This is a genomic window from Pseudomonas sp. BRM28 (genome assembly GCF_002939405.1).
Taxonomy (GTDB): domain Bacteria; phylum Pseudomonadota; class Gammaproteobacteria; order Pseudomonadales; family Pseudomonadaceae; genus Aquipseudomonas; species Aquipseudomonas palmensis.
Map to the genome: position 1 here is coordinate 4,035,708 of NZ_PEFV01000001.1, position 21,997 is coordinate 4,057,704.

Consider the following 21,997-nt stretch of genomic DNA (forward strand, 5'->3'; position numbering starts at 1 on the left):
GCCCATGGCCGCACTGCAACGGTTGCGACTTCGTGCCTGGCTGCTGCTGGGCAACGGCTTTCTGGTGGTGGGCGGGCTGGCCCTGTGCGCGCTGCCGCTGGCGATGTGCATGTGGCTGCCCGGTGCTGCGGGGCTGCTGGCCGGGTTCGTGACCCTGCCAGCGGGCATGTTCGGCTACAGCATGCTCAAGCTGCCCTTTGCGACGCGTGCCGATTCCAGCGAGGACGGCATCGCCCTGCAGGCAGTGGACGCGCCGCAGCTGTTCGAGGAAATCGAGCGGTTGCGCCTGGCACTCGGCGCGCCTGCGCTGGATGCGGTGTACCTGAACGACGACTTCAACGCCAGTATCCGCCAGCACCACGTACTGTTTCGCAGGACGCGCAACGTGATGTGGCTGGGCCTGCCCTTGCTCGACACACTGTCGCCACGGGCCTGCGCGGCGATCCTGGCGCATGAGTGCGCGCACATCGCCCAGCGTCATGGCCGCTATGCCAGCCGCGTGTATTTCGCACGGCTGCAATGGCAGGCGGCGAGCGAGCGGCTGGAGCGCCATCGCTCGTTGTCGAGCGCGCCGCTGCGTCTGTTCGTGGGCTGGTACGTGCCGCGTTTTCTGGCCGTGAGCATGGATTTTGCGCGGCGCTGCGAGTACCAGGCCGACGCCGAGGCGGCGCGGGTAGGCGGGGTCGAGGCGATGCGCGAGGCGCTGGTCGGCCTGGCCTTGCAGGGGCGGGCACTGGAGCAGGCGTTCTGGCCCAAGGTGTTTCTTGCCGGCAGCGCCACGCCATTGACCGACCTGGCCCGCAGCGGTGCGCCGAGCCTGCCGCAGGACATTGCCGAGGCCCGCAGCTGGCTGCATGGCGCACTGTGCAACGAGACCGACGACAGCGATACCCACCCGGCGCTGGCCGACCGCCTGGCGGCGCTGGGAGGGGCACCCGATCAGCCCGACGCGGCACTGGTGTGGCAGCGCAGCCAGCCCAGCGCGGCGCAGGCCTGGCTGGGTGAGCAGCACCTGCCATTGGCGCAGCGCCTGGACGAACAACAGGCCGATGACAATGCCCGGCATTGCCAGCGCGCCCGTGACGAGCGCGAGGCATTGGTGGCCGAGCAGCACGACCTGCAGCGTAAACGGCGTATCCGTGCGCTGTCGGGCCACGAGATTGCCCGGCTGGCCTGGCTGTACCGCACCCTTGGCGAGGCGGGCGATGAGGCGCTGCGTTTGCTGGAGGACGCACTGCAGCAGGCGCCGGACGCGGCGGTGCGCTATCAGCTGGCCGAGTGTCATGCCCAGGCCGGGCGCCCGGACGCCGCAGCAGCACTGTGGCGGCAGGTGGCCGAGCAGCGCGGGCCGTTGCAGCTGTACAGCCTGCGCAAGCTCAGCGTGCTGGCCCTGCGCAGCGATGACCGCGGCGCGGCCGAGCACTATCGGCGCGAGGCCGATGCCCTGCAGCGTGCCGATAGCGACGATGACGGTGAAGACGGCGAGTGGGTGCCCCACGACCTGGTGCCCGTGGAGTGCAACAAGCTGATCGAGACGCTCACGCCGCTGCTGAAACTGGCGACCGGCGTGTGGCTGCTGCGCGAGACCGGCACACGGCGCTACATTTTGCTGGTACTGGCGCGGGACTCGCTGACTTTCCGCCTGGTCAGTCGCCTGACCGGCGAAGACAGCTACCTGCGCCGGGATTGCCAGCAGATGCTCAACCGCCTGCTGCCGCGCATTCGCCTGGACCTGGTGCCCGTGGTGATGTCGGTCGGGGATGCGCGGCTGGTGTTCTGCTCGCAGGCGTCGCAGCTGCGCTTGAGCGCGTTGCTGTAGTGCTTAGATTCGATTGGTAAATGCCTTATTGCCTGCTCTTCAACACTTGCCTGTTTTTGCGTCAGGGGCTTGGGGAGCCGGCGGTTTACCGTCCGTTACGGCTTGCTCAAGTTGAGCAGGCCTACGCCAAACATGAACCAGGCAAACCCAATGATGATCAGCCATGAGGTAATAGTCAGGCGCCTTTTGAGCGCAAGAGGGAATTCATGAAAGTCCTTCGGATCCAGCTGCCCTCGGTTGATGGAGCGTCTTGCATACAACATGATCCCGCTGAGTGCTGATACGATCATGCATCGAGAAATGAAGCCGTGTGTTCCCCATATCTGCAAGAATCTGGGCAGACAGTCACTGCGCCGAAAGGCGTGAAGCAAACTTGAAAAATGTCGAGAATGGGCAAGTTGTACCTCTGACAAGAGGCCCCCGATCCCCAAGAAGCAGGGGGTTAACATAAACGCCAGCGCCCAGTGGGACTCCCAGAAGGCCATCATGGCTGGGCGTGCTCATAGATAACTTCCCCTAACCATTCACCACCTGACATACCACCCAGACTCCCTGCTAAAGCCCCTGCACCGACGATGGCGACACTACAAACGGTCGCACTCACCGGTCCTAAACTCAAGCAACCTACCGCGAAAACCCTGTTTGCAGCGGCGCCCCCCAGTGAACCAAAACCAAGCCCTCCCAAGAAACTGCCAGCCTCGGTGAAGCGTATCTTTTTACACGCCTTGGTTTCTCCAGCCATGCACGCCTCTCGAATCTTGAAGTACGAAGAAGCAGCACCTATCACTATGCCGATGTGCCCGCCGGTCTTCAGGTACGTTGACATCCTTGCCACCTTCTCCAGGTGCGTTGCATATCCCGGAATTTGTCCTGGGACGCCCGCTTTGCTCCAATGATGCACCAGACTCCTGCTCGATATTCCAAGGCCTCTGCGCAAGGTGTCATGGCTGCCCAGGTTCATCGGTTTGTTGAGGAAGGCTATCCGCAACTGCGCTTCCATACGCTTGAAAAGTTCTTTACGGGAAGCGAAGAACTGTGGGCTTTTCAAATGGCCATGCTTGGAGAATTGCTGCTGATGCAAGAGCTCGACCTGATGCAGTGTATTCTTCAGGTCTTCGAATGACCTCGCCATCATGGCCTGGGCCACCCCTATCGACAGACTCACGTCACTTAGTAATCCTGCGATTTCGGCCTGGTGCCTCATCATGAAATCGGCCTCATCGGGGCTCAGACCGGCAAGACTATCTCGCGCCAGTTCTGCCGCTTCCATCAGATGCAGTTCCTCACGCGTACACATCTGTGCACTTCCTGGAACACCGATGACAAAGATTTCCCCTGCCTTGAAGCCGTTCTCAAAGGTTGGGTTGAGACGCTGCAGACGAATGGCCAGGTGCCTCTGCGGGTCAGCCAGCCCATGCAGCACCTGATTGAATGACTGGCTGTGCTGGACAATATGAAAGCCCGGCTCCAGTCTGGGCTGCGCGAATGTTGTCATTGTGCTGACTGCTTGTCGTGGTGAGGGAGTCGACTCAAATCCGAGCGTCGATGCGCTAGGCTGGAGTGGAATGCTGCTCCTGATGGCAGGCCCTTGATGTAGCGGTGCAATGACATAGTTGCTGCCCAGCGGACATTTGCACTGAACCAGTGAGCCATCCACGGCTGTGCTGAGGCCGTCCTGTCGCCAGCGCGATTCACCCTCGATGATCGTGCCTTCTGCACCGCAGTGAGGGCAGGGTGTGGTCCTGTCGCCTTCAAGTAGCCAAGGGATGTCGTGCACCTGGCCGCGCGCATGACTGGCTATGCAGATTGCACCTGTACTGGTGAGATCTCCGTCCAGACCTTGGCCCTTGCCGAAGATATTCATGCGCTGGCTCATGATTCACCCGCGCAATGGAAGCAATGGGAAAGGAGAACGTTTTTCTTGGTCATGAGTGGGTGTCGCAAGCTGGGAAGAGCGCAACTTAGCAGTTGCTTATCCCGGATTTTCCCGGCTTGGAACGGTAAGGAAAGGTCCTGCGTGATTTTAGGATTTGGACGTAATCAGGTGTGCCAGGCTGTCGCCGTGGCTGGTATCCGGGGCGATCACGGCTGTTTGCAAAAGGCTGCCTTCGTGTGGCATCGCTCGGCTCCAGGGGGCTGCTACGGCGGCAGCGTTGAACAGTGAGGGCGCATGATGAGGCTGCGCCCGGCATTGCACAAACCGATGGGCGTCAAGGCACCTAAGGCCCGGGGCGGTACTGCAGGGCCTCGGCCAGGTGCACGCGCGCAATGTGTGCGGCCTGTTCCAGATCGGCCAGCGTACGCGCCACCTTGAGCAGGCGGTGCGCGGCCCGTAGCGACAAGGTTAGTCGTTCGCACGCGGTTTCCAGCCATTGCTGATCGTCAGTGGACAGCGCGCAGTGCTGGCGCAGGCCGGGCAGCTCGAGAAAGGCGTTGGCACAGCCCTGGCGCTGTTGTTGTCGTTCGCGTGCGGCAGCCACCTGCCCTGCGATGTGGGCACTGGCGGGGCCGTTGTCGGTGCAGTGCGAGAGCGCCGTGGCTTCACGGGCGACGGTCAGGTGCAGGTCGATGCGATCAAGCAACGGGCCGGAGAGCTTGTTGCGGTAGCGCTGGATCTGGTCACTGCTGCATCGGCAGCGACCGGTGGGGTCGCCATGGTAGCCGCAGGGGCAGGGGTTCATCGCTGCCACCAGTTGGAAGCGGGCCGGGAAGCGGATCTTGTCCTTGGCCCGGGCGATCACGATTTCGCCCGATTCCAGGGGCTCGCGGAGCACTTCCAGCACGCGCCGCTCGAACTCCGGCAACTCATCCAGAAACAGCACGCCATGGTGGGCCAGGGTGATCTCGCCGGGTTGCGGGCGGCTGCCACCGCCGACCAGTGCGGCCCCCGACGCCGAGTGATGCGGGTGGCGAAACGGACGCTGCGGCCAGCTGTTGAGCGGCAGCGGGCTGGCGACCGACTGGATGGCCGCCACCTCCAGCGCTTCGCGCTCGTTCAGCGGTGGCAGCAGGCCGGGCAGGCGGCTGGCGAGCAGGGTCTTGCCGGTGCCGGGTGGCCCGCTGAACAGCAGGTTGTGGGCCCCGGCCGCGGCGACCAGCAGGGCACGCTTGGCGGCAAGCTGGCCCTGCACCTCGTTGAGGTCGGGGTAGGGCTGGCTGTGCAGGACCAGGCCGTTGGCCTTGTAGGGTTCGAGGGGCTGCTGGCCGTTGAGGTGCGCGACCAGTTCCAGCAGGTGGTCTACGGCGTACACCACCAGGCCCGAAGCCAGGCAGGCCTCCTCGGCATTCTCCCGTGGCACCACCAGCGCGCGCCCGGCTTCGCGGGCGGCAAGGGCGGCAGGCAGCACGCCCTGCACGCAGCGCACCGCCCCCGACAGCGCCAGCTCGCCGAGGCATTCCACTGCGTGCAGCGAGGCGATCGGCATCTGCCCGTTGGCGGCCAGGATGCCCAGGGCTATGGCCAGGTCGAAGCGTCCGCCATCCTTGGGCAGGTCGGCGGGGGCGAGGTTGAGGGTGATGCGCCGCGCGGGGAACTCCAGGCCGGAGTTGAGGATGGCGCTGCGCACACGGTCCTTGCTTTCCTTCACCGTGGCTTCGGGCAGGCCGACCAGGGTCAGGTTGGGCAGGCCGTTGGCCAGGTGCGCTTCGATGGTGACCGCAGGGGCCAGCACGCCCACCTGGGCGCGGCTGTGGACAAGGGCGAGGGACATGCACACTCCATGATCGGGACAATGCCGCGTCCTGCGGCTGGGGCAAGGATAGTGGTGCGCGCGCAGGGTGCGCGGGGGAGAGTGAGTCGAGGTTTTGCAGCGGTTGACGGGGCTAGGAGCGCTGGTCAAGATCACGGCGCCCCGGTGCAGCCTTCGGGCCGCGACGGCGTGCGTGCCAATGGCTTCTATCGCCGCTTGGGGGTGGGAGGTGGTGGCGCAGTTGGAGGAGGGGGATGTGCGGTATGAGAAGGTGAGGCAGGCCCCTGCATGACCCTGCAGGCGCCGGCCCCGCCGACGAAGGCTGCGCTGCGCTCTACTCGGCAGCCGCCGGGTTCAGCCGCGCTTCCATCTCTTCGACCTTGGCCTCCAGCGCCTCCAGGCGTGCGCGGGTGCGGGCCAGCACTACCATCTGGCTGTCGAACTCCTCACGGCTGACCAGTTCCAGCTTGCTGAAACCACTTTGCAGCAGCGCCTTGAACTGGCTTTCCAGTTCGCTGCGCGGCTGCGCGGTGTCACCGCTGAACAGGCGCGAGGCCTGGTCGCTCAGGGCATCGAGAAAGGCTTTGGGCGCGAGCATGTTGGTCCGTCCGGTAAATGCAAAGAGGCGGCCAGTGTAACACGCACCCCACGCCCGCTCGCCCCGCACGCTTTTCGCGCATTCCCCCGATCGGTAGCGCACCGTTTTTGTGCGTGTTTGCCCTGCTGGCGACTGGCCAATTCCAAGCAAGGCACGCAAGCCCTTGTAATTGGTGGCTTTGGCAGACATGGCAAGGTTTCTGCTTAGAGCCAAGTGACTCATGCACTGGTGTCGGGCCTTGGGATTGAGGCCGACGAAGCGTTACAAAGCCAGGCACTGCGCTTAGACTTGAGACGGGTTTGTTTTCCTGGGGCAAGTCCACCAATTCGGGAGAGAGTTTCATGAAGCTAGTCACTGCCATCATCAAGCCATTCAAGTTGGACGACGTGCGCGAGTCGCTGTCCGAAATCGGCGTGCAGGGCATTACCGTCACGGAAGTCAAAGGCTTCGGACGGCAGAAAGGCCACACCGAGCTGTATCGCGGTGCTGAATACGTAGTCGATTTCCTGCCCAAGGTGAAGATCGATGTCGCCATCGACGACAAGGACCTGGACCGGGTCATCGAGGCGATCACCAAGGCGGCCAACACCGGCAAGATCGGTGACGGCAAGATTTTCGTGGTCAATCTGGAACAGGCCATCCGCATCCGTACCGGTGAAACCGATACCGACGCGATCTAAGTAACGCCGCCCCAAACCCCAACGCCCCAGGAGATAACAATATGACTCTGCGTCAGTTCGCAGGGCTAGGAGCCCTTTTGTCCCTCGTAATGCCTGGCATGGCCATGGCAGAGGAGGCAGCCGCCCCCGTGCTCAACTCCGGCGACACCGCCTGGATGTTGACCGCCACCGCGCTGGTGCTGTTCATGACCATCCCGGGCCTGGCGTTGTTCTACGGCGGCATGGTGCGTTCCAAGAACGTGCTTTCGGTGATGATGCAGTGTTTCGCCATCACCGGCCTGATCAGCATTCTGTGGATGGTCTACGGCTACAGCCTGGCGTTCGATACCACGGGTATGGAAGAGGGCGTGGTCAACTTCAATTCCTTCGTCGGCGGGTTCTCCAAGGCCTTCCTGGCCGGCGTCACCCCCGCAAGCCTGACCTCGTTGTTCCCCGAGGCGGTGTTCATCACCTTCCAGATGACCTTCGCCATCATCACTCCTGCCCTGATCGTCGGTGCCTTTGCCGAGCGCATGAAGTTCTCGGCCATGCTGATCTTCATGGCCGTGTGGTTCACCCTGGTCTACGCACCGATCGCGCACATGGTCTGGTCCGGTGCCGGCGGCCTGATGTGGGACTGGGGCGTACTGGACTTTGCCGGTGGCACCGTGGTGCATATCAATGCGGGTATCGCGGGCCTGGTGGCGTGCCTGGTGCTGGGCAAGCGCAAGGGTTTCCCGACCACCCCGATGGCCCCGCACAACCTGGGCTACACCCTGATGGGCGCGGCCATGCTGTGGATCGGCTGGTTCGGCTTCAACGCCGGCTCCGCAGCCGCTGCCAACGGCACCGCCGGCATGGCCATGCTGGTGACCCAGATCGCCACGGCCGCCGCTGCGCTGGGCTGGATGTTCGCCGAGTGGATCACCCACGGCAAACCCAGCGCCCTGGGCATCGCCTCCGGTGTGGTGGCAGGCCTGGTGGCGATCACCCCGGCTGCGGGCACCGTAGGCCCGATGGGCGCATTGGTGATCGGCCTGGTATCGGGTGTGGTGTGCTTCTTCTGCGCCACCAGCCTCAAGCGCAAGATGGGCTATGACGACTCCCTGGACGCCTTCGGCGTGCATGGCATCGGCGGCATCGTCGGCGCGATTCTCACCGGCGTGTTCGCGGCCCCTGCACTGGGCGGCTTCGGTACCGTCGAAGATATCGGCGCACAGGTCTGGGTGCAGGCCAAGGGCGTGGGCTTCACGGTGATCTACACCGCCATCGTCACCTACGTGATTCTGAAGGTGCTGGACCTGGTGATGGGCCTGCGGGTCAACGAAGAGGAAGAAGCGGTCGGCCTCGACCTCGCGCAGCACAACGAGCGTGGCTACAACCTGTAACATGCTCGAAAAAACATGCCCGGCTTGCCGGGCATTTTTTTGCCTGGGTTTTGTCCATCCAAGGGCACGCAAACGGTTTCCACGGGGGCATTTGCAGGCGCTTGACGCTGTAATGGCCATCAAGCATAAAACTTACAGCGAACAAGGATATTTAGGCACTTTGCTTTTTCACACATCACGCTAGAATGCGCGCCGTAGGGTGCGGATGACCTGTCCGCGCACTTCGATACCCTTTGCTAGGCTTGGCATTGAACAGGCCGCTCACGGCGGGGTCAGCTGGTGAAGCAATGCCGGCAGCTCTTTCTTTTTGTCGGGCCCTGCACGGGCCCGCACGGTGCTCGCCACGTGGTAGGGCGGGCGCCGCTGGCCGCGGGCTACCCGTGGCCCTGGATTTTTCCGGCAGTGGCCGCACCTGGCGCTGTTGGTCTATAACTTATCTGCTTTTCGCAAGTCATGAGGTAGAACATGAGCGACGATGATCTGGAAAACGACGACCTCGAAGTGGGCGACGAAGACGATACCGATGAAGGCCTGGAAGCGGCTGCCGACGACGTTGCCGATGACAGCGGTGACGACAGCCCCGCACCGGTAGCCAAGGGCAAGTCCAAGGCTGCGGTCTCGGTCGACGAAATGCCCAGCATGGAAGCCAAGCAGAAGGAGCGCGACGCGCTCGCCAAGGCGATGGAAGAGTTCCTGTCGCGTGGCGGCAAGGTGCAGGAAGTGGAGGCCAACGTGGTCGCCGATCCGCCCAAGAAGCCAGACAACAAGTACGGTAGCCGTCCTATCTGAGGGTGCCGTCGAACAGAAGAGCCCGCCGTCGCTGCGGGCTTTTTTGTGGGTGGCGTTACGGGTTGCCGCTGCTGACGCTATGGCGGGGCAGGCCCGCTCCTACAACGATCACCGCAACCCTTGTGGGAGCGGGCTTGACCCGCGATGGGGCCAGCGGGGCTAACGCCAACTGAGCAACAGCTCAGGCAACTGCGACAGGCGCTGGATCTCGGCATCCGGCTGCCCCTCGGCTGTCCACGCCTTGCCCTGCGGGTTGAACCATATCGCGCGCAGGCCGGCCTGCTGGGCCCCGGCGATGTCGTCGCCCGGGTGGTCGCCGATATGCACGGCATTGCCGGCCTCGGCCTGGCCCTGGCGCAATGCTTCGAGAAACGGCTGCGGGTCTGGCTTGCCGATGCCCAGGTCCTCGGCGCACAGGGCGAACCTGAAATAGTCGGCCAGCCCCAGGCGCCTCACGTCGGCATTGCCATTGGTGACCACGCCCAGGGTGTAGCGATGGCGCAGCACCTCCAGCACTGGCTGCACCTCGGGGAAGATATCCACCTGGTGGCGCGCATGCAGGAACACTTCAAAGCCCTCGTTGGCCAGGGCGTGGGCCCTGGCTTCGCTGTAGCCGACGTCGCTCATGGCATGGAACAGCACCTTGCGCCGCAAGGCGCTGATGCGATGCCGCAGGCCCGGCTCGGCCTGCACCAGGCGCTCGCGAATGGCATACAGGTGCTCCACCGGCACCGCGCCCAGGTCGGGTGCATTCGCCGCCAGCCAGTCGCGCAGCACGGCCTCGGCACTGACAATGACCGGGGCGGTGTCCCACAGGGTGTCGTCCAGGTCGAAGGTGATCAGCTGAATGCTCATGAGTCACTGTCCTTGCTGCGTTTGGCCCTTGGGTGGGCGCTGTCATAGACGCTCGCCAGGTGCTGGAAGTCCAGGTGAGTGTAGATCTGCGTGGTGGCGATGTCGGCATGCCCGAGCATTTCTTGCACCGCACGCAGGTCCTGGGACGATTCGAGCAGGTGGCTGGCGAAGGAGTGGCGCAGCATGTGCGGGTGCAGGTTCTGCCCCAGCTCGCGGCTGCCCGCCGCCTGGACCCGCAGCTGGATCGCCCGCGGGCCCAGGCGCCGGCCTTGCTGGCTGACGAACACCGCGTTGTCCTGCGGGGCGCTGATGCCGCGCAGCGCCAGCCACTTTTCCAGTGCCTCTCGGGCTTTGCGGCCTACCGGCAGCACGCGGGTCTTGCTGCCCTTGCCATGCACCTGCACCAGGCCGGCTGGCAGGTCGAGCTGATCGAGATCGAGGCTGGTCAGCTCCGACAGGCGCAGGCCCGAGGAATAGAACAGCTCGAGCATGGCCTGGTCGCGGCGGGCGAGAAAGTCGTCGTCCACAGCGCCTTCGAGCAATTGCAGCGCGCGGTCGGTATCGAGGGTCTTGGGCAGCCGGCGCTCGCCCTTGGGCGCGGCCAGGCCGTTGGCCGGGTCGTGGTCGCACAGGCCTTCGCGGTTTAGGTAGCGGTACAGGCCGCGCACCGCCGAAAGCATGCGCGCCAGGCTGCGCGACGACTGCCCGGCATGGTGCTGGCGCGCCACGAACTGGCGCAGGTGCTGGATCTCCAGGGCGCTCCAGCTGGCGATGCCGGTTTTCTCGCAGTAGGCCAGCACGTTGGCCAGGTCACGCCGGTAGGCCAGCTGGGTATGCTCCGACACCTGGCGCTCGTTGCGCAGGTGCGCGATGAACGCGTCCAGCTGGCGCTCCATCAGCGTACCGGGCGCAGGGTCTGGGTAAAGCGCGGTAGCACGCGGCCGAGCACTTCGGCGATGTAGCTCAGGAACAGGGTGCCGACGCTGCTCTTGTAGTGCTGCGGGTCGTGGCTGGCGATGGCGAGCACGCCATGCAGGCCCTGATAGTCGAGCGCGGCGACGGCACTGGAGCCGACTTCGGGGCGCTGGGCCTCGCCGAACAGGAAGTCCAGCTCGTGGTCGCGCAGGGTGCCGCTGACCGTCTTGCCCGCGCACAGCAGGCCGCCGATGGCCTGTTGCGCTTCGGTCGGGTTGACCCAGCGGCCCACGGGGGCCACGGTATCGCCGAACAGGATCAGGCTCACGAACGGCACCTTGAACTCCTGGCGCAGGCTGTCCTCGACGGCCATCACCACGGCCTCGAGGCTGTCGGCGTCGAGCAGGTCGAGGATCAGCCGGCGGGTCTTCTCGAACAGCCGGTCGTTGTCGCGGGCCACGTCCATCAGGTGCGAGAGGCGGTGGCGCATCTCGATGTTGCGGTCGCGCAGCAGCTTGAGCTGGCGCTCCACCAGCGACACGCTGTCGCCGCGCTGGTGAGGGACCTGCAACTCCAGCAGCAGGTCGTCATGCTCGGCGAAGAACGCCGGGTTGGCACGCAGGTAAGCCACCACGTCCTGGGCCCCGACGCTGGGCGTCGAGCCCTGGGCGTCGGAGGCGTCGGGCTCTGCGGTGGGCGTGTGGGGCTGGTCGGTCATGGCTGGTACTCACTCATAGGCGAACCTGTCCTTCATACACGCGTACGGCAGGGCCTGTCATCACTACAGGCCGGCCCGGGCCGCCCCATTCGATGGACAGGCGCCCTCCGGGCAGGTCGATCAGCAGCGGCGAATCCATCCAGCCCTGGCTGATGGCAGCCACCGCCGCGGCGCAGGCACCGGTGCCGCAGGCCTGGGTTTCCCCGGCGCCGCGCTCCCACACGCGCAACTGGGCGCGGTGGCGGTCGATGACCTGGAGGAAGCCGACGTTGACCCGCTGCGGGAAGCGCGGGTGGTTCTCGATCTGCGGGCCGAGGTCGTGCACCGGGGCGCTGTTGATGTCGTCGACGCGCAGCACCGCATGGGGGTTGCCCATCGACACGGCAGCCAGGTTGACCGTGCGACCGGCCACTTCCAGCGGGTAGCTCAGGGCCTGGGCAGGGGCGTCGAAGGGGATCTCGGACGGCACCAGGCGCGGTGGGCCCATGTCGACGCTGATCTGCCCGTCGCCGCGCACATCGAGTTCGATGATGCCGCTCTTGGTCTCGACGCGGATACGCTTTTTCGCCGTCAGGCGCTTGTCCAGCACGAAGCGCGCGAAGCAGCGCGCACCGTTGCCGCACTGCTCGACCTCGGACCCGTCGGCGTTGAAGATCCGGTAGCGAAAGTCCACGTCCGGATTGCTCGGCGCCTCGACGATCAGCAGTTGGTCGAAACCGATGCCGGTGTGCCGGTCACCCCATTGCTTGGCGTGCTTGGGCAGGATGTGCGCGTGCTGGCTGACCAGGTCGAGGACCATGAAGTCGTTGCCCAGGCCGTGCATCTTGGTAAAACGCAGCAGCATGGGGTCACTCCGGCAGTAGGCTTTCGCCGGCAAACAGCTCGGCCACGGTTTCGCGACGGCGCACTTCGAAGGCCTGATCGGCATCCACCAGTACTTCGGCGCAGCGACCACGGGTGTTGTAGTTCGAACTCATGACGAAACCGTAGGCACCGGCCGAATGCACGGCCAGCAGGTCACCTTCGGCCAGGTTCAGCGCACGGTCCTTGGCCAGGAAGTCGCCGGTCTCGCAGATCGGGCCGACCACGTCATAGCTGCGCGGCTCGCCATCACGTGGCTGCACGGCGGTCACGTCCATCCAGGCCTGGTACAGCGCCGGGCGGATCAGGTCGTTCATCGCCGCGTCGACGATGGCGAAGTCCTTGTGCTCGGTGTGCTTGAGGTACTCGACGCGGGTCAGCAGCACGCCGGCATTGGCCACGATGTAGCGGCCCGGTTCGAATACCAGCGCCAGGTCGCGGTCGCCCACGCGCTCGCGGATGGCCTTGATGTAGTCGCCGGCCAGTGGCGGCTCTTCGTCGCGATAGCGCACGCCCACGCCGCCGCCCAGGTCCAGGTGGCGCAGGTAGATGCCGCACTCGCCGAGGCGGTCGATCAGCGCCAGCAGGCGGTCGAGGGCATCGAGGAAGGGCTCCAGCGTCGTCAGCTGCGAACCGATGTGGCAGTCGACGCCGACGATTTCCAGGTTCGGCAGCTGCGCGGCGCGCACGTAGACTTCTTCGGCATCGGCAATGGCGATACCGAACTTGTTCTCTTTGAGGCCGGTGGAAATGTACGGGTGGGTGCCGGCATCGACATCCGGGTTGACCCGCAGCGAGATCGGCGCGCGTACGCCCATTTCGGCGGCAACCACCTGCAGGCGCTCCAGCTCGTCGGTGGACTCGACGTTGAAGCAGTGCACGCCCACTTCGAGGGCGCGGCGCATGTCGTCGCGGGTCTTGCCCACGCCGGAGAACACCACACGGTCGGCGCGCCCGCCGGCGGCCAGCACACGCTCCAGTTCACCGCCCGAGACGATGTCGAAGCCTGCGCCCAGGCGTGCCAGCACGTTCAGCACGCCGAGGTTGGAGTTGGCTTTTACGGCGAAGCACACCAGGTGCGAAACACCCTGCAATGCATCGGCGTAGCTACGGTACTGGGCTTCGATATGCGCCCGCGAGTACACGTAGGTAGGCGTGCCGAAGCGTTCGGCAATCGCCGACAGCGCCACGCCTTCCGCGAACAGCTCGCCGTCGCGGTAGTTGAAAGCGTCCATGGGGGTCCCTTAATCAGTGCTGGTGCGATTGCGACTTTTTGCCGTCTTTGCCGTCTTCAGGCAGGTACAGTGGGCCTTTCTGACCGCAAGCGGAGACGAGGCAGGCAATCGCGACTAGCGCCGCGAGGGAGGAAATCAGGCGCTTCATGGCGAAATCCTTTGAATTTAAGCAGTATTGCGCCCGAGTATACCGAGCGCCCGGCGCCTTGCCTATGTAGCCGCTGCGCCGTCGGACAGGCGCCCGTGCAGGGTGTCGGCTGCGGGCGTTAACCTTTGCATTCGTGGCGCGGCGCTCGTATCTTGCCCGGCTTGCGTGTGTGCAGACATTTTCGAGGTTCTTGCAATGAGTTTGAGCGAAGCGCGTTTTCACGACCTGGTCGACGCGACCCAACAGGCCCTGGAAGACCTGTTCGATGAAACCGACCTGGACCTGGACATGGAGAACTCGGCGGGCGTTCTTACCATCAAGTTCGACAACGGCAGCCAGTTGATCTTCAGCCGCCAGGAGCCGCTGCGCCAGCTGTGGCTGGCCGACAAGTCGGGTGGTTTCCATTTCGACTATGACGAAGCCAGCGGCAAATGGACCTGTGAGAAGACCGAGGAACTGCTCGGCGAGATGCTCGAGCGCATCGTCTGGGAGCGGGTCGGCGAAAAGCTCGACTTCGACGAGATCTGAGATGAGCACTGCTGCCAAACCGGCAAAGCCGCTGTACAGCAATGTCAGCCCGGCGGTGCCGTCGCCCTGCATCAGCCTCTGCCGGCTGGACGAGGCCAAGGTGTGCCTGGGCTGCTTTCGCCATGTCGAGGACATTCGCCAGTGGCGCAGCGCCGACGACCAGCGCCGCCGCGAGATCTGCGCCCAGGCACAGGCACGACGCCAGGCGGCCGGCTAGGCTGCGACGGCGAGCCTCTTGTGTATTTATTGTGCTGTGGTAGTGTCGAGGTTGATCGGCCTGGCCGAAAAACATGCAAACCCCGCCCTTGGGCGGGGTTTTGCTTTATAACGCCCAGCACTTTTACCCATGAACAAGGAGTCTGACTGGATCATGAGCACCAAGCCTTCCCTTATCCTCACCCGATTGGACGTACAGCGTCTCGAGCGTCTGATCGATGGCCTCGATGAAAAGACGCAGGACTCGCCGGGTGTGCTCGCCCTGCAGGACGAGCTGGACCGCGCCGAGCAGGTAGTGAGCCACGAGGAGGTTCCGGCCGGTGTCGTGACCATGAACTCGCGCGTGCATTGCCGCGATGAAGTCAGCGGCAAGGACTACCACCTGACCCTGGTGTACCCGAAGGACGCCGGCGCCGAAGGCACGGTCTCGATCCTGGCGCCGATGGGCAGCGCATTGCTCGGCCTGTCGGTGGGCGAGCAGATCGACTGGCCAGTGCCCGGCGGCAAGACCCTCAAGCTCAAGCTGCTCGAAGTCGAGTACCAGCCCGAAGCCGCAGGCGACTTCGACCTCTGATCAGGCTGCTTCCAGCGCCTGGTTCAGCACCCGCTCCAGTTCCTGCTTGTAGCGCAGGTACAGGATGCTCGAGCCCTGGCCTTCGGCAAGCAGGTCGGACAGGTCCAGGTCGGTGATGTAGCAGCGGTAGCGCTGGGCGTCACGGCGCTGGCCGACGATCTCGCGGGCGACCACCGCATACAGCTGGTCGCCATACTCGAGCTCCGAAAACTCCTTCTGGTTGCAGTACAACGTCACCTGCAGGGCGTCTTCGACGCCTGCCTGGATGATCGCCTGCACTTCGTAGGCGGTGCTGCCCAGCGTGGTGGGCGGTGCCTGGCGCGGCTCCAGCTGGCGTGCCCGGCCGATACCGGGGGGCGACAGCTGATAGTAGAGGATGTCCAGCGCGCCCTGTGCCGGCAGCTCTTCCAGCGGCAGCCGTGCGTTGTGCCGGAACACCACCGATTGCAGAAAGCGCTGCAGCGGCAGCAACAGGCTGCTGTCGTCGTGGTAGGGCAGGCGTTGCTGCCACAGCGCATTGAATTCATCCAGCACGTAGACGTCGGCCCAGTTCTCCTGCACCCGGTAGAACACCTGCAGGCACTGCGGCTGGCCCTGGGGCAGCACCAGCGCAAGGTCGTGGTCTTCCAGCACGTTGGCGTCCAGGTGCAGCGGGGTGTACTCGGCACGTTCCTCGCCCAGGTACGCCAACAGTGCATCCTGACTGTCCAGGCTGACCAGGTTGACCGCCCCGTGGTGCAATTCCAGTACATGGGTGTGATGCTGCACCTGTATCAGGTAGCGATGCCCCAGGCCTTCGGCAAGCAGCGCCTGAGCGGTGGCGAACACCTCTTCGACCCGCTGGGCGATGGCCTGGGCGCGGTTGTGGCAGAAGCAGCGCACGTTCAGCGTCGGCAGGTGGCCCTTGCTGCCCAGGCTGTTGAGGTAGTCGCGCAGGTTGCGCATCAGGGCGTGCTCGCCGTCATACCGCTGCACCAGCACTTCGTTCCAGCTGTTGAGGGTCACCTGGTCCAGGGTCAGCACCAGGTTCTCGCGCACCCCGGCGTAGCTCAGCGAGTCGGTGCGCTCGGTGGTCATCAGGATGTTGAGGTCGCGGTGATGCTGCAGCGGGTCGATGCCGACGTTGACCAGCAGCAGGATCTCGTCCGCCACGCTCGGTTGCAGCAGGCGCGCCTCGCTGACTTCCTTGAACGGCAGGGCCACGCTCTGCTGCAGGCTGCCCAGCAGGTTGAACAGCTCGTACTCGCTCAGGTCGCTGCTGCCGGGGTTGAGCGCCAGGCGCGTGGTGCTGTCGATCACCCCGTTGCGGTGCGCCCAGGCCAGCAGTTCGAGCAGTTCGCGGCAGCGCTTGAACGGCACGAACTGCTCCCACTCATGGGCGTTCAGGTTGCCGCTGTACAGGCTCCAATGGGTTTGCCCAGGCTCCTGGCGATTGGGTGCCTGGACCAGGGTCAGGGTGTCTTCGGCCAGGTCCGGGGCGATGCCCGGGTTGATGAACTCGACCTTGCCGGCGCGCCGCTCGAAGGCGGCGTAGAGGCGTCGGCCCAGCACGTTGAGGTCGCGCTGGTCGAGGCGCGTGGCAGCTTGCGGGTTACGTGCGAACTGGCCGAGAAAACGGTAGCTGTGGTTGAGTTCGGCCACCAGGATGCGCCGTTCGGCTTCCACCTGGCGCACCTTCCACTGGCTGCGGCTGTCCAGCAGCATCAGCTGGCGCTCGTCCCAGCCCCACTCGCGGGTCAGGCGCTTGAGCAGGTCGCGCTGCCAGCCGCCGCTGCGCTGGCGCGCCAGCAGGCTGATCTTCTTGTTCACCTTCAGGTACAGGCTGCGTCGCACCAGTTCCAGGCGCTGGGCCTCGCCGCGGTGCTGCAGGTACTGCTCGATACGCCGGTACACCATCATGTACGGGTCCAGCTCGTCGAGGTCGAGGCGGTTGGCGAACACCGCCTGCTTGAACTGCAGGCTCAGGCACTGCACGTGCGGATGTTCGCTGGCATACACCTCGGTCAGCAGCAGCTTGAGCAGCGACTTGTAGGGTGACTCGATGCCCTTGAACAGCTGCCACAACCCGGCGCCCACGAACTCGCCGGGCGGGATGTGGGCCAGGTGGCCGAGGTCCAGGTTCTCGTCGGCGCGGATGAAGCGCTTGGACAGCAGGGTCTGGGTGTAATGCGCGTAGCTGCCTTCCTCGTAGACCGGCACCAGCCACCACAGCGGCGTGCGCCCGGCCAGCCACAGTGCGGTGCGGTAGAACTCGTCCAGCAGCAGGTAGTGCTGGGTGGTGCCGCAGTCGTCGGAACTCAGTGCGGTATTGCGCTCGCCGGTGACGAAGCGCTCCGGCTCGATCAGGAACAGGTGCAGTTCGGCGCCCTGGGATGCGGCCCAGACCTCCAGCAACACGCACTTTCTGCGCAGCTCGCTCAGCTCGGCCTCGCTGAGCCCGGGGGCGTGGCACAGCCACACGTCCATGTCGCTTTCATCGGCCTGGGCCAGGGTGCCCAGGCTGCCCATCAGGTACAGCCCCAGCAGCGGGCGCGGTGGCTGGCCGTGACGCTTGCGGTAGGTGAACGAGCGGGTCAGGCGCTGGGCCTCGGCCAGCGCCTCGTCGTCGGGCTCGTAGCACGAGATGCCCGCCGGAGTGGTGCCCGATACGTAGCCGGGCAGCAGCGGGTGATTGACGTGGAAGAACAGCGCCAGCAGGTTGAGCACCTGCTGCTGGCGGCTCGACAACCCTTCCATGGCGCGTGCCAGTCGACCCTGGTTGATGGCCAGGAAGCGCTTGCGCAACTGGCTGAGCACCTTGCGATCGATGCCTTCGTCGAGGTCGGGTCGAATTTCGTGGGGGTGGTTCATTGCAGGGCTCTAACTGGCCATCACGGGAGCAATGGCGAGTTTAGCCGCTACGGGGCGAGGGGCTGAAATCTATTTGATTTCTGGCGCCATTTTGTCAGCGCCTGACGTATTGACCGGTTGTGGCCTTCGCCGGCAAGGCCGGCTCCTGTACCGATCTGCAGGAGCCGGCCTTGCCGGCGAAGGCTTCAGCGAAGCTCTCAAGCCGGCTCGGCGACCGTGTTCAGGATGATCAGCAACTGCTGTACGTTCTGCGCCGCATCGCGGCCCAGCGGGGTCAGGTAGCCGCCGTCTTCCTGGGTGATCAGTTCCTTGGAGAACAGGCGCTTGGCGGCGGCAATCGCCTGGGGTGCTGCGGTGGCATGGACTTTCAGTCCTTCCTGCGTGCTGTCCAGGTTGAACAGCGCGAGTATTTCCAGTTCGGCAATCAGCTCGGGGGTAAACGACATAGATACTCCGGACTTTCCTGAAGTGGAGGGCAGCACCCTTGCAGGGGTACATGAAGTTGCAGTGTAGCCACGCCAGCCGGTAATTGCTTCAGTCCTTTTCGGGTGGCAACTCAGGCAGCGCACGCAGGGCGGTTTCGTACCACTGCGTATCGAACGCTCGGTCGTCCTCGAGCATGGCGTCGATCTCGCAGGCCAGCACGTGGGCCATCAGGTTGAGGATGTCCTCACGCTCATAGCCCACCAGCGTCAGCTTGTTGAACGTGGCCTTGGCCGCTGGCGGGTTGTCGTTCTCGATCTGGTTCTCGATGGCCTGGATCAGGGTCGATTCGGCGAACGCTTCTTCGTCATTGTCGATATCGGTGGGCTCGCTCATGGGCGCTCTCCTCGGAATGGGCATCCAGTTTGCCATGCAGTGCACGCCAATGCCTGGCTATCGAGCAACTGCATGATGCTGGTCAGTGCCTGCGGTAGCGTCTATAAAGGCCAGGCCAACCCCTTTCGGCCTGGAGGCATGTTTCATGCTCAAGCTTCACGGTTTTGCAGTCAGCAACTACTACAACATGGTCAAACTGGCGCTGCTGGAAAAGGGCGTGCCCTTCGAAGAGGTGCTGTTTTTCGGCGGCCCCGGCCCCGCATCACTGAAGATCAGCCCCTGCGGCAAGGTGCCGGTGCTGGAGACCGAGCACGGCTTTCTCAGTGAGACCAACCTGATCCTTGACTATATCGAGCAGACCCAGCCCGGCAAGGCGCTGCTACCCGAGGGCGTGTTCGCCCAGGCCAAGGTGCGCGAACTGGCCAAGGAGATCGAGCTGTACATCGAGCTGCCGGCCCGAGCCTGTTACCCCGAGGCGTTCTTCGGTGCCCAGGTGGACCCGGCCATCAAGCAAAAGGCCAAGGCCGAGCTGCTGGCGGGTCTTGCCGCCCTCAAGCGCAACGGTGCCTTCGCTCCCTATGTGGCGGGCGAGCAGATGACCCTGGCGGACATCCTGTTCTGCTACAGCGTCGACCTGGCGTATGCGGTGGGCAAGAAGGTGTTCGATATGGATGTGCTGGCGGACTTCCCGCAGGCCAAGGCCCTGCTCGAACACTTCAAGCAGAACCCCAACGTGCAGAGAAACGCCGCAGACAAGGAAGCCCAGATGCCGGCCTTCCTCGAGATGGTGCGTACCGGCAAGCGCTGACTTCAGCGCAGCCAGGCCCGCCAGACGGGCCTGGCGAATGCCTCAGCGGCTGGCCAGCAGCGCCTGGCCGCGGGCCACGGCTGCACGTACCTGGGCCGGTGCGGTGCCGCCGATGTGGTTGCGCGCGTTCACCGAGCCTTCCAGGGTCAGCACGGCAAACACGTCCTGCTCGATCTGGTCGCTGAACTGGCGCAGTTCGTCCAGGCTCATCTCGGCCAGGTCCTTGCCGGTGTCCACGCCGTACTTCACCGCGTGGCCGACGATCTCGTGGCAATCACGGAACGGCAGGCCGCGGCGTACCAGGTAATCAGCCAGGTCGGTGGCGGTGGAGAACCCGCGCAGCGCGGCTTCGCGCATGATCGCGTGCTTTGGCTTGATCGCCGGGATCATGTCGGCAAATGCCCGCAGCGAATCGCGCAGGGTATCGGCGGCATCGAACAGCGGTTCCTTGTCTTCCTGGTTGTCCTTGTTGTAGGCCAGCGGCTGGCCCTTCATCAGGGTCAGCAGGCCGGTCAGGGCGCCGAACACGCGGCCGGTCTTGCCGCGTACCAGCTCGGGGACGTCGGGGTTCTTTTTCTGCGGCATGATCGAGCTGCCGGTGCAGAAGCGGTCCGGCAGGTCGATGAACTGGAACTGCGCGCTGGTCCACAGCACCAGCTCTTCGGAAAAGCGCGACAGGTGCATCATCGCGATGCTGGCCGCCGCGCAGAATTCGATGGCGAAGTCACGGTCGGACACGCCGTCCAGCGAGTTGCCGCCCACCGCTTCGAAGCCCAGCAGCGAGCAGGTCAGTTCACGGTCGATCGGGTAGGTGGTACCGGCCAGTGCGGCGCTGCCCAACGGCATGCGGTTGGTGCGCTTGCGGCAGTCCACCAGGCGCTCGTAGTCGCGGCTGAGCATTTCGAACCAGGCCAGCAGATGATGCCCGAAGGTCACCGGCTGGGCGGTCTGCAGGTGGGTGAAGCCCGGCATGATGGTGTCGGCTTCGCGCTCGGCCTGCTCCAGCAGGCCTTTTTGCAGGCGGGTGATCTCGGCCAGGATCAGGTCGATCTCGTCGCGCAGCCACAGGCGGATGTCGGTGGCCACCTGGTCGTTGCGGCTGCGCCCGGTGTGCAGCTTCTTGCCGGTGATGCCGATGCGGTCGGTCAGGCGTGCCTCGATGTTCATGTGCACGTCTTCGAGGTCGATGCGCCAGTCGAAGTTGCCGGCCTCGATTTCGCCCTGGATGGTGGTCAGGCCGTCGATGATGCTGTCGCGCTCGGCATCGGTGAGCACGCCGACCTTGGCCAGCATGGTGGCGTGGGCGATCGAACCCATGATGTCGTGGCGGTACAGGCGCTGGTCGAAGGTGACGGAGGCGGTGAAGCGGGCGACGAAGGCGTCGACCGGCTCGCTGAAACGGCCGCCCCAGGACTGGTTGGTCTTGTCGGTGCTCATGGATTCACTCGTGTAAGGCGTGAACGGAAAAAGTGGCGCAGATGATAGCAGGGTTGCCGGGGCTCACGGGGCTCGGCGGTCGGCGCAACTGCGGGTTTGTGTCGCAGCCGGGGGCCACGACAGGGGCGATGCAAAAGGATATTTATCGATTGAACGGCAGCGTGCCTGCAACCGTCTACAGTTGGACAGAGGATTGGCAGGTTTCGCCCTCCCAGTGAATCTTTAGCCCTCGTGCGAGTCTGAGCGTGGATCGCCGTGACGGTCGTCACTTCACCTGTCTACGCTATCCTTGTGCGAGACTCACGCAGGAATCCAGCGCTATATGAATGTCCTGATCGTTGATGACGAACCCCAAGCCCGGGAACGCCTGAGCCGAATGCTCGGCGAGCTGGAGGGCTATACCGTGCTGGAGCCCAGCGCCACCAATGGCGAAGAGGCCCTGGCATTGATCGACAGCCTCAAGCCCGAGGTGGTCCTGCTCGACATCCGCATGCCCGGCATGGACGGGCTGCAGGTGGCGGCCCGGTTGTGCGAGCGCGAAGCGCCACCGGCCGTGGTGTTCTGTACGGGGGATGACGAATTCACCGTGCAGGCGTTCAAGGACAGCACCCTGGGCCATCTGCTCAAGCCGGTTCAGGCCGATGCCCTGCGCGACGCGCTGCGCAAGGCCGAGCGCCCGAACCGCGTGCAGCTGGCGGCGCTGACCCGCCCCGGCGCCGAAAGCGGCAACGGGCCGCGCAGCCACATCAGCGCCAGGACCCGCAAGGGCATCGAGCTGATTCCCATCGACCAGGTGATCTACTTCATCGCCGATCACAAGTACGTGACCTTGCGTCATGAGGGCGGCGAGGTGCTGCTGGACGAACCGCTCAAGGCTCTGGAAGACGAGTTCGGCGAGCGCTTCGTGCGTATCCACCGTAACGCGCTGGTGGCCCGCGACCGTATCGAACGCCTGCAGCGCACGCCGCTGGGGCATTTCCAGCTTTTTCTCAAGGGCCTCAATGGCGATGCCCTGATTGTCAGCCGCCGCCATGTGGCCGGCGTACGCAAGATGATGCAGCAGCTTTAGGGCGGGGCGGGAGCACTGCTTG

General features: G+C 64.6%; 22 protein-coding genes and 1 pseudogene. 10 read left to right on the forward strand and 13 right to left on the reverse strand.

Annotated features, from left to right (window positions below):
- Nucleotides 1-4: 4 nt before the first annotated feature.
- The gene (locus tag CR917_RS18975) at nucleotides 5-1,819 is read left to right on the forward strand and encodes a M48 family metalloprotease (RefSeq protein ID WP_104572802.1); all 1,815 of its coding nucleotides are present in this window, start codon (nucleotides 5-7) and stop codon (nucleotides 1,817-1,819) included.
- Nucleotides 1,820-2,303: 484 nt separating this feature from the next.
- On the opposite strand, the gene CR917_RS18985 is transcribed toward CR917_RS18975, so the two are convergent.
- The 3 genes from CR917_RS18985 to CR917_RS18995 form a co-directional block, all read right to left on the reverse strand.
- Complete coding sequence (locus CR917_RS18985; protein ID WP_104572804.1) at nucleotides 2,304-3,695, reverse strand: PAAR domain-containing protein; 1,392 nt, start codon at nucleotides 3,693-3,695, stop codon at nucleotides 2,304-2,306.
- 343 nt (nucleotides 3,696-4,038) lie between these two features.
- The gene (locus CR917_RS18990) at nucleotides 4,039-5,529 is read right to left on the reverse strand and encodes a YifB family Mg chelatase-like AAA ATPase (protein WP_104572805.1); all 1,491 of its coding nucleotides are present in this window, start codon (nucleotides 5,527-5,529) and stop codon (nucleotides 4,039-4,041) included.
- Nucleotides 5,530-5,842: 313 nt separating this feature from the next.
- On the reverse strand, nucleotides 5,843-6,106 hold the full coding sequence (locus CR917_RS18995) for an accessory factor UbiK family protein (protein ID WP_043863349.1): 264 nt from the start codon (nucleotides 6,104-6,106) through the stop codon (nucleotides 5,843-5,845).
- Between the two features lie 341 nt (nucleotides 6,107-6,447).
- Here CR917_RS18995 and glnK point away from each other — a divergent pair, with 341 nt between their 5' ends.
- From glnK to sutA, 3 genes are all read left to right on the forward strand, one after another.
- On the forward strand, nucleotides 6,448-6,786 hold the full coding sequence (gene glnK, locus CR917_RS19000; RefSeq protein WP_002555808.1) for a P-II family nitrogen regulator: 339 nt from the start codon (nucleotides 6,448-6,450) through the stop codon (nucleotides 6,784-6,786).
- Nucleotides 6,787-6,827: 41 nt separating this feature from the next.
- Complete coding sequence (locus CR917_RS19005) at nucleotides 6,828-8,153, forward strand: ammonium transporter (protein ID WP_043863350.1); 1,326 nt, start codon at nucleotides 6,828-6,830, stop codon at nucleotides 8,151-8,153.
- A gap of 465 nt (nucleotides 8,154-8,618) precedes the next feature.
- Nucleotides 8,619-8,942 carry a transcriptional regulator SutA gene (gene sutA, locus CR917_RS19010; protein ID WP_043863351.1) on the forward strand — a complete coding sequence of 108 codons (324 nt, stop codon included), beginning with the start codon at nucleotides 8,619-8,621 and terminating at the stop codon, nucleotides 8,940-8,942.
- A 159-nt stretch (nucleotides 8,943-9,101) separates the two neighbouring features.
- Here the strand turns inward: sutA and CR917_RS19015 are convergent, their stop codons facing one another.
- The 6 genes from CR917_RS19015 to CR917_RS19040 are packed head-to-tail and all read right to left on the reverse strand — an operon-like array spanning nucleotide 9,102 to nucleotide 13,674.
- Complete coding sequence (locus CR917_RS19015; RefSeq protein WP_043863355.1) at nucleotides 9,102-9,797, reverse strand: HAD family hydrolase; 696 nt, start codon at nucleotides 9,795-9,797, stop codon at nucleotides 9,102-9,104.
- Nucleotides 9,794-10,693, reverse strand: a complete 900-nt coding sequence (xerC, locus tag CR917_RS19020; RefSeq protein ID WP_104572806.1) for a tyrosine recombinase XerC — start codon at nucleotides 10,691-10,693, stop codon at nucleotides 9,794-9,796. Before xerC ends, CR917_RS19015 begins: the two co-directional genes overlap by 4 nt.
- Nucleotides 10,693-11,430, reverse strand: coding sequence for a DUF484 family protein (locus tag CR917_RS19025; RefSeq protein ID WP_043863357.1), 738 nt, complete (start codon nucleotides 11,428-11,430; stop codon nucleotides 10,693-10,695). Before CR917_RS19025 ends, xerC begins: the two co-directional genes overlap by 1 nt.
- A gap of 13 nt (nucleotides 11,431-11,443) precedes the next feature.
- On the reverse strand, nucleotides 11,444-12,274 hold the full coding sequence (gene dapF, locus CR917_RS19030; RefSeq protein ID WP_058541735.1) for a diaminopimelate epimerase: 831 nt from the start codon (nucleotides 12,272-12,274) through the stop codon (nucleotides 11,444-11,446).
- A gap of 4 nt (nucleotides 12,275-12,278) precedes the next feature.
- Nucleotides 12,279-13,526 carry a diaminopimelate decarboxylase gene (gene lysA, locus CR917_RS19035; protein ID WP_043863359.1) on the reverse strand — a complete coding sequence of 416 codons (1,248 nt, stop codon included), beginning with the start codon at nucleotides 13,524-13,526 and terminating at the stop codon, nucleotides 12,279-12,281.
- A gap of 13 nt (nucleotides 13,527-13,539) precedes the next feature.
- Entirely contained in the window at nucleotides 13,540-13,674 is a 135-nt protein-coding gene (locus tag CR917_RS19040; RefSeq protein ID WP_043863360.1) for a lipoprotein, read from the reverse strand.
- 195 nt (nucleotides 13,675-13,869) lie between these two features.
- Here CR917_RS19040 and cyaY point away from each other — a divergent pair, with 195 nt between their 5' ends.
- The 3 genes from cyaY (at nucleotide 13,870) to rnk (ending at nucleotide 14,992) form a co-directional block, all read left to right on the forward strand.
- Nucleotides 13,870-14,202, forward strand: coding sequence for an iron donor protein CyaY (gene cyaY / locus CR917_RS19045; RefSeq protein WP_043863361.1), 333 nt, complete (start codon nucleotides 13,870-13,872; stop codon nucleotides 14,200-14,202).
- A gap of 1 nt (nucleotide 14,203) precedes the next feature.
- Nucleotides 14,204-14,419 carry a DUF1289 domain-containing protein gene (locus CR917_RS19050; RefSeq protein WP_054915485.1) on the forward strand — a complete coding sequence of 72 codons (216 nt, stop codon included), beginning with the start codon at nucleotides 14,204-14,206 and terminating at the stop codon, nucleotides 14,417-14,419.
- Nucleotides 14,420-14,572: 153 nt separating this feature from the next.
- Nucleotides 14,573-14,992, forward strand: a complete 420-nt coding sequence (rnk, locus tag CR917_RS19055; RefSeq protein WP_043863363.1) for a nucleoside diphosphate kinase regulator — start codon at nucleotides 14,573-14,575, stop codon at nucleotides 14,990-14,992.
- Here the strand turns inward: rnk and CR917_RS19060 are convergent, their stop codons facing one another.
- The 3 genes from CR917_RS19060 to CR917_RS19070 all read right to left on the reverse strand — a co-directional run bounded on the left by CR917_RS19060 (nucleotide 14,993) and on the right by CR917_RS19070 (nucleotide 18,661).
- Nucleotides 14,993-17,842 (reverse strand): class I adenylate cyclase, encoded by a 2,850-nt coding sequence (locus CR917_RS19060; protein WP_104572807.1) that lies wholly within the window; start codon nucleotides 17,840-17,842, stop codon nucleotides 14,993-14,995.
- 197 nt (nucleotides 17,843-18,039) lie between these two features.
- Nucleotides 18,040-18,288, reverse strand: a complete 249-nt coding sequence (locus tag CR917_RS19065; RefSeq protein WP_043863365.1) for a TIGR02647 family protein — start codon at nucleotides 18,286-18,288, stop codon at nucleotides 18,040-18,042.
- Nucleotides 18,289-18,376: 88 nt separating this feature from the next.
- The gene (locus tag CR917_RS19070; protein ID WP_043863366.1) at nucleotides 18,377-18,661 is read right to left on the reverse strand and encodes a hypothetical protein; all 285 of its coding nucleotides are present in this window, start codon (nucleotides 18,659-18,661) and stop codon (nucleotides 18,377-18,379) included.
- Nucleotides 18,662-18,806: 145 nt separating this feature from the next.
- Between CR917_RS19070 and CR917_RS19075 the strand changes: the two genes are divergently transcribed.
- The gene (locus tag CR917_RS19075) at nucleotides 18,807-19,469 is read left to right on the forward strand and encodes a glutathione S-transferase (protein WP_043863367.1); all 663 of its coding nucleotides are present in this window, start codon (nucleotides 18,807-18,809) and stop codon (nucleotides 19,467-19,469) included.
- A 42-nt stretch (nucleotides 19,470-19,511) separates the two neighbouring features.
- Here the strand turns inward: CR917_RS19075 and argH are convergent, their stop codons facing one another.
- Complete coding sequence (argH, locus tag CR917_RS19080; RefSeq protein WP_043863368.1) at nucleotides 19,512-20,906, reverse strand: argininosuccinate lyase; 1,395 nt, start codon at nucleotides 20,904-20,906, stop codon at nucleotides 19,512-19,514.
- A gap of 218 nt (nucleotides 20,907-21,124) precedes the next feature.
- On the opposite strand from argH, the pseudogene CR917_RS19085 reads away from it, so the two are divergent.
- Nucleotides 21,125-21,232, forward strand: a pseudogene (locus CR917_RS19085) (sensor histidine kinase); the annotation flags it as partial.
- Nucleotides 21,229-21,975 carry a LytTR family DNA-binding domain-containing protein gene (locus CR917_RS19090; RefSeq protein WP_043863369.1) on the forward strand — a complete coding sequence of 249 codons (747 nt, stop codon included), beginning with the start codon at nucleotides 21,229-21,231 and terminating at the stop codon, nucleotides 21,973-21,975. The pseudogene CR917_RS19085 and the gene CR917_RS19090, both read left to right, overlap by 4 nt.
- Nucleotides 21,976-21,997: the final 22 nt, after the last annotated feature.